Genomic DNA, 13,511 nt, shown 5'->3' on the forward strand with positions numbered 1-13,511 from the left:
CTCTGCGCAGACCCCGGCCGGGGCGGGCCGGCGCAGGGGCGCGAAAGGGACCCCCCGGGGGAAATCACGACGGACGACCGCCGTACGGTTGAACGCCCGCCGTCGGACGCTTGAACAGGGGAGAGCCACCGGATGCCGCACGCCACACCCGCACGCGCCTCCGGCCGCCCCCGTTGGTGGACGGAGCTGCCGCTCATAGCGGTGGTGTACGGGCTCTACTCGGCCGGCCGGCTGCTCGCGCGCGGGAACATATCGACCGCCGTCGACCACGGGCTCCAGATACTCCGGCTGGAAAAAACGCTTCACCTGAACATCGAGCACCCGCTCAACCGGCTGCTGACCACGCACTCCTCGGTGGGGATACCCGCCGACTTCGCGTACGCCTCCCTGCACTACCTCGTCACTCCGGCGCTGCTGCTGTGGATGTACCGGCGGCGCACCGGCGCCTACCGCGCGGCCCGCACCTGGCTGCTGACCTCCACCCTGATCGGCCTGGTCGGCTTCACGCTGATGCCGACCTGCCCGCCCCGCCTCCTCGACGCCGCGCACGGATTCGTCGACACCATGGCGCAGTACAGCTCCTACGGGTGGTGGGGCACCGAGGCGAGCGCCCCGCGCGGACTCGGCGGCATGACCAACCAGTACGCGGCGATGCCGAGCCTGCACGTGGGGTGGGCCCTGTGGTGCGGGGTGCTGCTGTGGCGGTACGGACGTCATCCGCTGCTCCGCGTGCTCGGCGTCCTCTACCCGCTGACCATCGTCTTCGTGGTGATGGGCACCGCCAACCACTACTTCCTGGACGCTCTGGCGGGTGCCGCGGTGATGGGCGCGGGCGCGTTGCTGACCCGCCCGGTGATGCGGGCCGCCGCCCCCGTCCCGGCCCGGCTGCGGGCGTTCGTCTCCCGCCGGTACCCGTCGGGAGGCCGAGTTCCGGCGACGCCGTCCCCGATTGTCAGTAGCGGATGCGAGACTTCGGCGGGTGAGCGAATCCCCGGCCGGCGGACCCCCTCCGCACATTCCAGCGACGCGCCCCGCGCCTCCGGCGAACCCGGCCGGACCGGCGCCGGTGACAGCGCTCCGGCAGCGGCTCGCTGAGCTGCGCGGACCGACGGTCGTCCCGCACCCACTGGACGCCCGCGCGCTGGCCGCCCTCGCCGCCAACCCCGGCTGCAAGCGGCGGGCACTGCTCGACGGCGCCGGGGTCGACAAGACCGGGCTGGCCACCGCGCTCGGCTCCCCCTCGGGCTTCGGCCAGTCCCAGTTCGCGTTCATGCGGGGCAACGCCTTCGAGGCGCGGGTCAAGGCGGACGGCGGCACCGAGCTGCTGCGCCTGCTGCACGAGAGCCTCGGCGGCAGTGGCGAGCCGCCGGCGGGCGCCCGGGTCCCCGATCTGACGGCGGCCGGTCCCGAGGGCCGGACGGCCCGGACCGCGCTGGCCCTGCGCGAGGCGACCGCGGCCGGCGGCTGGAGTCTGCTGGACCACCCGATGCTGGCGCTGGAGGTGGCGGGCTCGCCCGCCTATCTGGAACCGGACGCCGTGGTGGTGCATCCCGACGGCCGGTGGACGGTCATCGAGATCAAGTCGTTCCCGGTGGTCGACGGTTCGGCCGACGCGGCGAAGGTCGGTGCCGCCGCCCGGCAGTCGGCGGTCTACGTGCTGGCCCTGGAGGCGGTCGCGGCCCGCACCGAGGGCGCCGAGGTGGCGCACGACGTCCTCCTCGTCTGCCCCAAGGACTTCTCCAACCTGCCGGCCGGCTCCGTCGTGGACGTGCGCAAGCAGCGTGCGGTGACGCGGCGCCAGCTGACCCGGCTCACCCGCATCGAGGAGATCGCGGCCCTGCTCCCCGAGGGCGCGAGCTTCGATCCGGGGTGCTCGGCCGAGGAGCTGACCGCCGCAGTGGAGGCGGTTCCGGCGGCGTACGCCCCCGAGTGCCTGGCCGCCTGCGAGCTCGCGTTCCACTGCCGGGCGAAGTCCCGGGCCCGGGGCGACGTGCGGACGCTGGGGCGCGGGGTGAGCGGTGAGCTCGGCGGGCTGACCACCGTCCGCGCGGTGCTGGACGCGGCGGCGGGCAAGGAGGGCGACCCGGCGGACCCGGCCGTCGCCGCGCTGCGCCGGGCGGCGGCGCTGCGCGCCGAGGCGCTGGAGGGCACGGCGGCCCTGCCCGGCCGGGGTCCGGCGGGCACGGCGGACCGGGAGGGCACGGCGGCATGTCACTGATCAGCACCCTGGCGCGGCTGGAGGCGGTGGACAGCGGGCGGGCCCAGCCACTGGCGACCGTACGCCACCGGCATCTGGCCGACCGGCCGCTCGTCCTGGTGCCGCTGACCACGTCCGGTGAGGCGGGTGCCCCACTGGGGGCGCTGGTGGGGACGGACCGGGAGGCACCGAGGCTGCTGGCGGTGGCGCAGCCTCGCGACCGTGATCTGCGGTTCGCGTTCCTGGCGGAGCTGGCCGAACTGGTGCTCCCGCACATCGAGGCGTACGCGGACGTGGTGGAGCCGTCCGAGCGGAGCGAGACCGACCCGGAGACCGGCAGGAAGGTCAAGGTCGAGGTCGAGCTGTGCGTGGACGCGGCGCAGGTGATCGTGCCGAGCCGGGCCGGGATCGACCTGGTGCGGCTGCTGGGGCGGTCGATGCGGTTCCGGCGCACCGCGGAGGACGATCCGGACACCCCGTATCCGGCTCCGGCCCGGGTGCCGCTGCTCGGCCGCTGGCTGACGCACTACGCGGAGCGGGCCCGGGTGCCGGGTTCCTCGCTGCTGCTGGCCACCACCGATCTGCTGAACCGTCATTGGGCGACGGGTCAGAGCAGTGTGGAGGACCAGCACCTGGGCGCGCTGCTCGCCTGGATCGACCCGCCGGACGGCGGGTCGGGCGCCGAGGCGGCGCTCCGGGCCGAGCTGGAGCGGGACCGGGACGGCCAGTTGGTCTGCCCGCCCGCGGGTCCGGCCACGGACCCGGCGTTCGACAACCGGCTGCTGGCGCCCGCGATCGAGCGGTACGACCGTGCCCGCACCGCGCTGGCGGCGGTCGAGGACGGGCTGGAGGCGGACGTGCGGCTCGGGGAGCTGCACGCCGCCGAGCGGGAGGTCCGTTCACTGCTGGCCGGGGTGCTGTTGCCGACCTGGGACGCGGTGTGGCGGGGGCTCGACCGGCTGCGGGAGCTGCCGGAGGGGGCGAGGGCCGAGGAACGCTGGACCGGTGACCGCTGGTCGTTCACCGGCCACCGGGACAAGGTGCGTTCGGGCGAGCCGCCGCAGCCGCGCCGGGACGACGCGGTGACGGCGGCCCGGAAGCTGTCCTCCCGGGAGACGGCGCAGGCACGGCTGGACGCCCAGGAGGCGCTGGACGATCCGCTGGTGCTGGCCGGCCGTCGGCTGAACGGCGAGGCGTTCGTCGGCGAGGTGACCGGGGTGGAGATGGCGTACACCGAGTCGAAGCGCCCCTCCCCGCGCCCGCTGGTCACGGTCCGCACGGCCGAGCGCCCGCAGCTGGGCGAGCGGACGAAGGTGTACCGCTCGCTGGACGGCAAGCCGCAGTCGGCGGAGTTCGTCCGGTACGCGGGCCCCGGCACGGGCCCCGACGGCACCGGACTCCCCGGGGACGGGTCGGAGGTGCTGCTGGTGCTGCGGGTCCTGGACCGGATGGGGCGCGGCAGGGAGCCGGCCCCCGGATCGCTGCCCGAGCCGGGTGACCGCACGGTGTGGACGCTCTTCGAGCACGACCAGCGCGGCGGCCCGGCGCTGCCGGACGCGGAGGAGACCCCGTGGACCCACGGCGGCCCGCCGGGTGCGGCCGCCGAACTGCCCGACGCCGTGACCCCGGAGGATGTGCTGTGACCGACGTACGGATGGCCGGGAAGTCCGCCGGGACGGGGGTGTTCGACCCGGGCGCGGCGGCGGGACACGCCACCGGCGCGATCCTCCACGACACCCTGCACGGCGATGCCCGGGGTGTCGTGGTCAACTCACCGCCGGGCGCGGGCAAGTCCACCCTGGTGGTCCGCGCCGCGCTGGAACTCGCCGCGGCCGGGCGCCCCTTGATGGTGATCGCGCAGACCAACGCACAGGTCGACGACCTGGTGGTGCGCCTGGCGGAGAAGGAGCCCGAGCTGCCGGTGGGGCGGCTGCACAGCAGCGACTCCGACCCGTACGACAAAGTGCTGGACCGTCTGGAGAACGTCCGGAAATCCGCGAAGGCGGCGGATCTGGCCGGGCTCGACGTGGTCCTCTCGACGGCCGCGAAGTGGGCACACGTGAAGAACGTGGAGCCGTGGGAGCACGCCATCGTCGACGAGGCGTACCAGATGCGCTCGGACGCGCTGCTCGCCGTGGCCGGTCTCTTCCGGCGGGCGCTCTTCGTGGGCGACCCGGGCCAGTTGGACCCGTTCTCGATCGTCGGTGCGGACCAGTGGGCGGGGCTGAGCCACGACCCGTCGGCGAGCGCCGTCTCCGCCCTGCTGGCGCACAACCCTCGGCTGCCGCAGCACCGGCTGCCGGTCTCCTGGCGGCTGCCCGCCTCGGCCGCGCCCCTGGTGTCGGACGCCTTCTACCCGTACACCCCGTTCCGCAGCGGTACGGACCACGGCGACCGGACGCTGGCGTTCACGCGGGCGTCGGACGGCTCGGGGCCCGACCGGGTGCTGGACGTGGCGGCGGAGTCGGGCTGGGGACTGCTGGAGCTGCCCGCCCGCCACACCCCGCGCACCGACCCGGAGGCGGTGCACGCGGTGGCGCTGGTGGTCCGCAGGCTGCTGGACCGGGGCACCACCGCGACCAGCGAGCGCGCGGCGGACCCGGTGCCGGTGACGGCGGACCGGATCGCCGTCGGCACCGCCCACCGCGACCAGGCGGCGGCGGTGCGCGCCGCCCTCGCCGGGCTGGGGGTCACGGGCGTCGCGGTGGACACCGCGAACCGGCTCCAGGGACGGGAGTTCGACGTCACGGTGGTGCTGCACCCGCTCTCCGGACGGCCCGACGCCACCGCCTTCCACCTGGAGACGGGCCGGCTCTGCGTGCTGGCCTCCCGCCACCGGCACGCCTGCGTCGTGGTGTGCCGGGCGGGGGTCGCGGACCTGCTGGACGAACACCCGTCTACGGAACCGGTGCAACTCGGCGTGGAGGTGAAGTTCCCGGACGGGTGGGAGGCGATGCAGTCCACCTGGGAGCACTGGTCGAACCACCGGGTGTCCTGGGGAGGTTAGGCGGTACGTGCGGCTGGGGCCGAGGTCACTCCGCCCCGGCCGGTTCGCCCGCGCGGCGCCCGGCCCGGTGTCGCTGGACTGCGCAGGCGAGTTGCCAGGCGGAGAAGGCCGGCACCAGCGCCCAGAGCGCGACGAACCACCCCGAAACATGTCCGCCGCGATACGACCACGCCATGACGCTGAAGCCCGTGAGGCCCATCAGGAAGTTCCACGGCGATACCGCCGGCCGAAATCTTTTGATCATGCACGGATGGTGGTGAGCCCAGCCGTCTCGTGTCCACCGTGGTCCGGTGAACTCTCGCCGCCAATTCGCCGCGCCCGCGCTCCCGTTCGCCCCCGCAGCTCTGCCGGGTCCAGCGCTGCGGGACGTCACCTCCGCAGACCGCGTCGACACCCCCGTCCCCGCGGGCAGGTCCGGGCAGGTCCGGGCACCCGCCGTCGTACGGGCTTCCGGACAGTGTTTTCCGGCCGGTCGGCCCGGACAGACTTGTTCGGGGCCACCGTGGCGCACTCCACGCGGACCGGCCCCGGGGTCACGGCTCCTTCCGGGCGCACCGGTATGCCCGCGGCCTGGGAATCGTTCGGTGCACCGGACACGTTCGCCACCACGGACGGGCCGGCGACGGCAGGGGCCCACGGCCCGGGACACCGGACTTGCGCCGGGTTGGACAATGGAGGGTGGCCGTCCGGCCTTCCCGAAGGAGGAAAACGCACATGGCACAAGCCGACCGGAACGCGCAGCCGAGGCTGCGCCCCGCTCCGTTGCTCTTCGAACCCGCGGAGGCGGCGGCCGACCCCGACCACTTCTTCAACCTGGAGTCGATGGACGATCCGGCCGAGCTGCTGACCCGCGCGACCGAGCTGACGCACGCGTTCCGGGCCGCCACGGACCGGAGCATCGAGTTCCAGGCCGTTGCCGCCGCCCAGCTCGCCGACCCCCGCCGCTTCGACCGGCTGACGCCCGCCGATGTCGCGGAGCGCGCGGAGTGGACCGAGGACTACGCGGAGAAGATGATCGAGTTCGGCCGTTCCCTGCTGAAGGCACCCCGGCCCTGAGTGCCGGGCCCGCGCCCCTCCCCTGAGTCCCGGGCCCGCACTACGGCCCGGAGAGCCGCGCGGCACCCGGGGCACCCGGGGCACACGCGGCACCGGCGCCACACGCGTCACGCGTGGCATACGGCACGGAGAAGTCCCCCGGCTCCCGCCCCCGGCACGGTCACTCCGGGTGCAGCTTCTGGCATATGCCCGCGGGCAAGATACCCGGCAAGGTGACGTCCTGTCCTGGATTCGACGACTCTCGGCGTCAGTCCCGTCACGCCCGGTAGACCTGTCTCCATGACCGCATGGCTGGAAGACGAAACGTCCCTGCAGACCCGTGAACCGCGCTCCGGCGTCGGCACCCTCCCTCCGCTGCGGAGTCAGGCCTCGCACCAGCCTGCCGAGGTCACCTCCTCCGGGGCCGTCTGGCTCGCGAGTGCCACGGCGAACCCGCGCACCACGCTCGCCCGCTGGCAGGCGAGCCCCGCCTCGCCGGGGGTTCTGCCCTGCGGCACCGCGTTCGACGTGGTGAGCGTCCCCGCCCTGTTCGGGAGACGGATGCTGGAGCGGCTCTGGGCGGAGGGGCCCGGCTCCGGCCCGGTCGCCACCCACCGCGGCCGGACCCTGCTCTTCGCGGCACCCGGCACCGCCCAGCGGCTGCCCTCGCTGCTGGCCTGGGAGGAGTGGGGCACCGGCGGCGCCGGCCCGGCGCCCGGCTCGCGCACCCTGCCCCCGGTGCTCTGCCACGGCACCGGCGACGCGGTGACCGTACCGCCGCTGACCTGCGACCCCACCGCTCCGGGGCCGCAGTGGGTGGTCGCCCCCGACACCCGCACCCCCTGGCTGCCCGGCCCCGACGTGCTGCGCTGGGCCTGTGTGCGGGCCGCCCGGAGCGCCGTCCCGCCGGTGTCCGATTACTCGATTTTTCCTCCGGCGGATCTGGATGCTAATGTCTACGACGTCAGCAGGCGCCGCTAGCTCAGTTGGTTAGAGCAGCTGACTCTTAATCAGCGGGTCCGGGGTTCGAGTCCCTGGCGGCGCACCGACGGAAGAAGCCCCTCGCGTAAGCGGGGGGCTTCTTCGTGTCCGGAGGAGGACGGGGCCGGACGCCCTCGGCGCCCGCCTCCGTTCCCGGGCCGGCACCTCGGGGCCCGCCTCTGTTCCCGGGCCGGGGCTCAGGTGCCGGTGGTGATCCGTACCGTCCAGGAGCCGGACGGCGTTCTGTCGGCGACCTCGACGCGGATCCGCTCCCCCGGCACGCTGTACGTCTCCCCGACCGAGAGCGGGGCGTCCGCGAGCGGCGGGTAGACCGAGCGGTCCCAGCAGGCTTCCGTGTCCGGGTGGGTGTCCAGCACCTCCACCGGGCCCCCTCCGGACGCCGTGGCGCTCCGCACCCGGTAGATCAGCACGCCCTCGGTGCAGGTCGCCCGGTCGTTCCCGGTGGCGCCGCGGGCCTCGACGGCGAGCGCGCTGTCCTCGCCGGTCCTGACGACGGCGAGCCGGGTGCCCATGGTGCCGCCGGGGACGGGGGCGGCGGCGACCGGTTCCAGGGTCACGTCCTCACTGCCCTGGACGCAGACGACCTGCCGGTCGCCGAGCCAGCCGAGCTTCCACTTGTGCCAGCCGAAGAGGTCGGGTGCCAGCCCGAACTGGCTGCCCATGACGTCCCAGTCGCCGACGTACGTGTCCCAGTCGCCCTTGCCGTCCGTGGGGCGGTGGTAGAGGTCGGCGAGGTCGAAGACGTGTCCGGTCTCGTGGGCGAGGACGTTGCGGTCGGGCGGGTGCTGCTCGAAGACGGTGACGACCCGCTTGATGTCCTTGCCGTCGGCGGTGATCGGCCGGTCGAAGTTGACGACCTTGGTGGCGTCGGAGTCGACGCCGGGCGCGTCCGGGTCGGCGACCAGGTAGACGATGTCGTACGCGGAGAAGTCGGTCTCCGGGTCGGCGGCCCGGATCGCGTCGTGCAGGTAGGAGGTCCGGCGGCCGGAGTCCCAGTCCCGCTCTATGCCGTACCAGGTGGACGGGTGCGGCATCCGCACCCAGCGCTTCTGCGGGTGCGCGCCCAGGGTGAAGGCGCCGTAGCTGGCCTTCTCGAAGAAGGCGGTCGTGGAGGGGAAGTAGTCGGCGGTGAGCACGTCCGGCGTGACGACCGGGTCGGCGTCGGGGAAGGACAGGAAGATCATGACCGCGTCGAGGTGCCGGGCGGGGCGGGGGTAGGCGCCGTTCCAGCTGTCGAGCCCCAGCGAGTGGTGGGCCGGGGTCCGGGGCAGTGCGCACGGTTTCACGCCCGCGTAGGCGGCGGCCGCGGGACCGGCGACGAGCGACATGGCGGCCAGCGCCATGAGCGCGGTCAGCGCCGCCGCAACTCCGCGCGGACTCGGCTTCTCCACCCCCCCGGGTCCGTGCTGACGCGGCACATCTACCTCCGGGTGGGATGCGGAACACCTCGCTCCACCCTGTGCCCGATCACCGCACCCCGCCCGCTGGGCTGCCCCACACGGGTCAGGGCCCGCCCGGCCCGCCGGAGCAGCCCGCCCGGACCCACCGCGGGAGTCCGCCTCCCCCGCTGCGGCAGCACGCCCGGCGCCTCTTCTCCGACGCACCACGATCACGTAACGTCACATACGGTCATCCACTCCTCGGAATCCGACAGTGAGGCGTCGCCGGGGAACACAGGCGTACAGAAGGGAACAGTGGCGGGCAAAGCGGGAGACCGCGAGGAGCGATGCCGGAACCTGGCGGAGGACGGCCGTCGGACGCGTACGCGCCGGCCCGGGCCGGACCGGCGGGCGGCGGCGAGCGGGCCGGGCTGGAAGCGCCGACACCCCACCCTCTATGCTTCCTCACGTTTTCCCGCGTGGTTCGCGCTCCCCGGCCCGGTGCGCCCCACCCGGTGGCCCGTCCGGCCACACCTGTTCACGACAATCTGCACAGCGGGAGCGAGCGGTGAGCGGAACCTCCGAAGGGCACAGGCCTCCGGCAGGCACATCCCCCGGCGCATCCCCGGCGGCGGACACGGAGCGTCACCACCCGGAGACCGAGCTGCTCGCCTACCGGTCCGCCTTCCGCAGCGCCACGTTCGCCATGGCCGTGGTGGACGGCGCCGGGGTGGTCGTCCACGCCAACGAGGCGCTCGCCCGGATGACCGGGACACCCGCCGCCGAACTCGCCGGACAGCCGGTCGCCGCTTTCGTCGGCCTCACTCCCGACGACCACGCCTGGCGGGCCTACCGCGAGGTGCTGCGCGGACGGCGCTCCCGCTTCCGCTGCACCCGCCGGCTCAAGCACCGGGACGGCCGGCCGCTCTGGGCCGAGATCACCGTCGTACCGGTGGCCGACCCCGCGGCGGGCGGCCCCGGCCGGGCGCTGCTGACGGTGGCCGACATCAGCGACCGGCACGAGCTCCAGCAGCGGCTGCGCCACCTCCAGATGCACGACGCGGTGACCCGGCTGCCCAACCGGACCCTCTTCTTCGAGCGGCTCTCGGCGGCGCTGGAGCTGTCGCCGTTCCAGGACAGCTCGCTGCTGCCGCGCCCCGGCCGGATCGGGCTCTGCTACCTGGACCTGGACGGCTTCAAGGCCGTCAACGACACCCTGGGGCACCGGGCCGGCGACCGGCTGCTCGCCGCCGTGGCCGGACGGCTGAGCGATGTCGCCGGGCGCGACCCGTACCACCGCGACGGCAGCCACTTCGTGGCGCGGCTCGGGGGCGACGAGTTCGCCGTGCTGGTCGAGGAGTCGCAGGGCACCCAGCAGTTGCTGGACCTGGCGGACGCGCTGCTCACGGCGGTCCAGCAGCCCTTCGACCTGGCGGGGCAGCGGCTCTCGGTCTCGGCCTCGATCGGGGTGGTGGAGCGCGCCTCGGCCGGTACCTCCCCCACCGGGCTGATGCAGGCCGCCGACACCACGCTCTACTGGGCGAAGGCGGACGGCAAGGCCCGCTGGACCCTCTTCGACTCCGAGCGCAACGCCCACCGGATGACACGGCAGGCGCTCTCGTCGACGCTGCGGCCGGCCGTCGACCGAGGCGAGTTCGCCCTGGAGTACCAGCCGCTGGTCGGCATGGCCGACGGGGTGGTGCGGGGCGTCGAGGCGCTGGTGCGGTGGAACCACCCGCAGTTCGGGGTGCTCGGACCGAACCGCTTCGTCGCCATCGCCGAGGAGGACGGTTCGATCGTGCGACTGGGCCGCTGGGTGCTGCGTACGGCCTGCCGCCAGGCCCGACGCTGGCAACTGGACCATCCGGACGGGCCCGCGCTGTTCGTCAGCGTCAACGTCGCCGTGCGGCAGGTGTGGGACACCGACCTGGCCGCGGAGGTCCGGGACGTCCTCGCCGAGACCGGCCTCGACCCCGGGCTGCTGCAACTGGAGCTGACGGAGTCCGCCGTCATGGGCTCGGCGGGCCGCCCGCTGCGGGCGCTCCAGGCGCTGAGCGACATGGGCGTACGGATCGCCATCGACGACTTCGGCACCGGCTACTCCAACCTCGCCTACCTCAGCCGGCTCCCCGTCTCCGTGCTGAAGCTGGACGGCTCCTTCGTGCGCGGCTTCCGGTACGACGACGGCGGCAGGCACCCGAGCCCGGCCGACGAGACCATCGTGGAGGCGCTGGTGGAGCTTGCGCACCGGCTGGGGCTGACGGTGACGGCGGAGTGCGTGGAGACGGCGGAGCAGGCCGAGCGGCTGCGCCGGATCGGCTGCGACACCGGGCAGGGCTGGCTGTACTCGCGGGCGGTCGCGCCGGAGCGGATCGCCGAACTGATCGAGGCGGGCGGGGTGGCCGCGTCCGGGGCCCCTTGATCACGGGCCCCGGACGGCCCTCGGCTACAGCGTGGGCAGGCCGTACGCGTCGGCGATGAGCTCGTAGCTGCGCAGCCGGGCCTCGCCGCCGTGCGCGTTGGCGGTGATCATCAGCTCGTCGGCGCCGGTCCGCTTGGCCAGGTCGTCCAGGCCCGCGCGGACCTGCTCGGACGTGCCGTACACGATGTTGCCGAGCCACTCGTCCACGAAGTCGCGCTCCAGCGGGCCGAAGGTGTGCGCCTCGGCCTCCTCCGGGGTGGGCACCAGGCCCGGGCGGCCGGTGCGCAGCCGCAGCATGCTGAGCGCCCCGGTGAGCACCTGGCGGCGTGCCTCGGCCTCGGTCTCGGCGGCGAGCGCGGCGGCGCCGATCAGGGCGTACGGGGCGTCGAGCACGGCGGACGGCCGGAAGGACTCCCGGTAGAGGTCCAGGGCCGGAATGGTGTTCCGGGCCGAGAAGTGGTGCGCGAAGGCGAAGGGCAGCCCGAGCATGCCGGCCAGCCGGGCGGAGAAGCCGGAGGAGCCGAGGAGCCAGATCGGCGGGCGGGCCGGGGACTGCACCCCGCCGTCGGAGGTGGCCTGCACGGGCCCGGGGACGGCGTGGATACGGGAGTAGGGGTGACCGTCCGGGAAGTCGTCGTCCAGGAAGCGGGTCAGCTCGGCGAGCTGCTGCGGGAAGTCGTCGGCGCCCTCGCCCAGCCGCTCGGTCCGGCGCAGCGCGGCGGCCGTGGCGCCGTCCGTACCGGGGGCGCGGCCGAGGCCGAGGTCGACCCGGCCGGGGGCCATCGCCTCCAGGGTGCCGAACTGCTCGGCGATGACGAGAGGGGCGTGGTTGGGCAGCATCACGCCGCCCGAACCGAGCCGGATGCGGTCGGTGTGGGCGGCGAGGTGGGCCAGGATGACGGCCGGGGAGGACGAGGCGACACCGGGCATGGAGTGGTGCTCGGCGACCCAGAAGCGGTGGAATCCGCGCCGCTCGGCCAGCTTCGCGATGTCCACGCTGGTGCGGAGCGCCTCGCTCGCGGTGCGGCCCTTGCCCACCGTCACCAGGTCGAGCACGGACAGGGGCACGGGGGCGTTGCCGCCCGCCGTGCCCCTGACGGTGTCCGTCCGGCCTCCGGCGGCTCCGTCGCCGTCGTTCCGGATCTCGTCGCCTCGGTTCTCGTCCACGTGTCGCTCTCCCGGTGCCACTGGTCATACGTATGCGTATCGAACCCGTGCAACAGGAGGGCGGCTCCGCTTATTCCGCCGCGAGGGGTGCGGAGGCCGGCTCCGGCATGCCGGAGCCGGCGCACCGTGCGTCACTCCCGTACTTCGAGTCCGCGTGGTTCGACGGTGCCGAGCGGGGGCTCCCGGGTGGCGAAGAGGGCGCCGAGCCCGGGGGCCCAGATGTGGCGGTCGGTGAGCCGCAGCCCTTCCCAGACGGTGACCGGGTTGGCCGCGAGGACCGGCTTGCCGAGGAGTCGTTCCAGCTCGGGGACGTACGCCGCGGTGTGCAGGGCGGTGTCGGGGAGCAGGACCGCCTCCGCGTCGGGGTGGTCTCCGGCGATGGCCAGCTCGCGGACGAGGTCCAGGTCCCAGCGGGCCACCTCGGCGCCGGTGATGATCCCGCTGCCCCGGGTGGCGACCACCTCGATACCGGCGGCCGTCAGGAAGTCGCCGAACAGCGCGGCGATGTCCTCCGGGTAGGTCGCGGCGACCGCGACCCGCCGGACCCCGAGCTCCCGCACCGCGTGCACGAAGGCGAAGGACGTGCTGGACGCGGGGAGTCCCGCGGAGCGCGCCAGCGCGGAGATCTGCGCCTGGGCGCCGTCCTTGCCGAGGGCGAAACTGCCGCCCGTGCAGGCCCACACCAGCGAGTCCGCGCCGGCCAGCCGGAGCTCCTCCACGCCCGCGTCGAGCCGCTCGGCGGAGCCCAGTTCGCGCAGGGCCTCGACGCGGCGGACGTCGTCGCCGATCCCGGTGCGGAACAGGGGCAGTCTGATGTCGCTGTCCAGCGTGATCTCGATCCGCGGGAAGTCGTCCTCGGCGCATTCGCCCGGGTAGAGAAGTCCGACGGTCGTCATGTCCACCCTTCCTGTTTCGCCCGGACCCATGGGTCCGGGACAGGGGCGGGGCGGGCCGCTCGCGGACGGTGCGACCGGCTCGCGGTCGTCCCTGTCTCTTCGCTCTCTTCGTCTTCCTCTCCCTCCAGTGTTCCCGACATCCGCCGTCGCACCCACAGGGACGGCCGGAGCCTGTCCCGAATCGCGGGGCCGGAGGAGGGAACCCGGCCGTGCCGCTGCGAAGTCGGCGCTGATGTTCGACGAGGAACTGGTGGTCGAATCCGTGCGGCCGAGAAAATCTTTGGTTTCCCACAGGAATTCCCCCGGCATGTGAACGCCCGCGCACCGGCCGTGACCTGGCATTTGCCAGGAGTGGCCGTGCCTCTGGCATATGCCATACGGGTGCACCCCAGACCAGGGACGGCCC

At 74.1% G+C, this 13,511-nt stretch carries 11 protein-coding genes and 1 tRNA gene; 8 read left to right on the forward strand and 4 right to left on the reverse strand.

Going from position 1 to position 13,511, the window contains the following annotated elements; genetic code table 11:
* The first annotated feature begins 132 nt into the window (after positions 1-132).
* From ACWCSV_RS15630 to ACWCSV_RS15645, 4 genes are read left to right on the forward strand one after another with little or no spacing between them, the layout of a single operon-like run.
* Entirely contained in the window at positions 133-1,095 is a 963-nt protein-coding gene (locus ACWCSV_RS15630; RefSeq protein WP_451142424.1) for a phosphatase PAP2 family protein, read from the forward strand.
* A complete protein-coding gene (locus ACWCSV_RS15635) occupies positions 980-2,218 on the forward strand; it encodes a hypothetical protein (protein ID WP_451142426.1) in 1,239 nt (412 codons plus the stop codon). The genes ACWCSV_RS15630 and ACWCSV_RS15635 overlap by 116 nt, the downstream gene beginning before the upstream one ends.
* Positions 2,209-3,840, forward strand: a complete 1,632-nt coding sequence (locus ACWCSV_RS15640; RefSeq protein ID WP_451142428.1) for a hypothetical protein — start codon at positions 2,209-2,211, stop codon at positions 3,838-3,840. Before ACWCSV_RS15635 ends, ACWCSV_RS15640 begins: the two co-directional genes overlap by 10 nt.
* Before the next feature lie 11 nt (positions 3,841-3,851).
* On the forward strand, positions 3,852-5,204 hold the full coding sequence (locus ACWCSV_RS15645) for an AAA domain-containing protein (RefSeq protein ID WP_451142656.1): 1,353 nt from the start codon (positions 3,852-3,854) through the stop codon (positions 5,202-5,204).
* Positions 5,205-5,229: 25 nt separating this feature from the next.
* On the opposite strand, the gene ACWCSV_RS15650 is transcribed toward ACWCSV_RS15645, so the two are convergent.
* Positions 5,230-5,448, reverse strand: coding sequence for a hypothetical protein (locus tag ACWCSV_RS15650; RefSeq protein WP_451142430.1), 219 nt, complete (start codon positions 5,446-5,448; stop codon positions 5,230-5,232).
* A gap of 470 nt (positions 5,449-5,918) precedes the next feature.
* Between ACWCSV_RS15650 and ACWCSV_RS15655 the strand changes: the two genes are divergently transcribed.
* The 3 genes from ACWCSV_RS15655 (at position 5,919) to ACWCSV_RS15665 (ending at position 7,284) form a co-directional block, all read left to right on the forward strand.
* Positions 5,919-6,260, forward strand: coding sequence for a hypothetical protein (locus tag ACWCSV_RS15655; protein ID WP_390962117.1), 342 nt, complete (start codon positions 5,919-5,921; stop codon positions 6,258-6,260).
* Between the two features lie 279 nt (positions 6,261-6,539).
* Positions 6,540-7,220, forward strand: a complete 681-nt coding sequence (locus ACWCSV_RS15660) for a hypothetical protein (protein ID WP_451142432.1) — start codon at positions 6,540-6,542, stop codon at positions 7,218-7,220.
* Positions 7,211-7,284: transfer RNA gene (locus ACWCSV_RS15665), tRNA-Lys, on the forward strand. The genes ACWCSV_RS15660 and ACWCSV_RS15665 overlap by 10 nt, the downstream gene beginning before the upstream one ends.
* A gap of 133 nt (positions 7,285-7,417) precedes the next feature.
* Here the strand turns inward: ACWCSV_RS15665 and ACWCSV_RS15670 are convergent.
* Positions 7,418-8,659, reverse strand: coding sequence for a M6 family metalloprotease domain-containing protein (locus tag ACWCSV_RS15670; RefSeq protein ID WP_451142434.1), 1,242 nt, complete (start codon positions 8,657-8,659; stop codon positions 7,418-7,420).
* A 529-nt stretch (positions 8,660-9,188) separates the two neighbouring features.
* Between ACWCSV_RS15670 and ACWCSV_RS15675 the strand changes: the two genes are divergently transcribed.
* A complete protein-coding gene (locus tag ACWCSV_RS15675; RefSeq protein WP_451142436.1) occupies positions 9,189-11,042 on the forward strand; it encodes a putative bifunctional diguanylate cyclase/phosphodiesterase in 1,854 nt (617 codons plus the stop codon).
* Positions 11,043-11,066: 24 nt separating this feature from the next.
* On the opposite strand, the gene ACWCSV_RS15680 is transcribed toward ACWCSV_RS15675, so the two are convergent.
* Positions 11,067-12,209 carry an LLM class flavin-dependent oxidoreductase gene (locus ACWCSV_RS15680; protein ID WP_451142438.1) on the reverse strand — a complete coding sequence of 381 codons (1,143 nt, stop codon included), beginning with the start codon at positions 12,207-12,209 and terminating at the stop codon, positions 11,067-11,069.
* A gap of 131 nt (positions 12,210-12,340) precedes the next feature.
* A complete protein-coding gene (locus ACWCSV_RS15685; protein WP_451142440.1) occupies positions 12,341-13,105 on the reverse strand; it encodes a maleate cis-trans isomerase family protein in 765 nt (254 codons plus the stop codon).
* Between the last annotated feature and the right edge of the window lie 406 nt (positions 13,106-13,511).

The organism is Streptomyces sp. NPDC001770, from assembly GCF_053596135.1.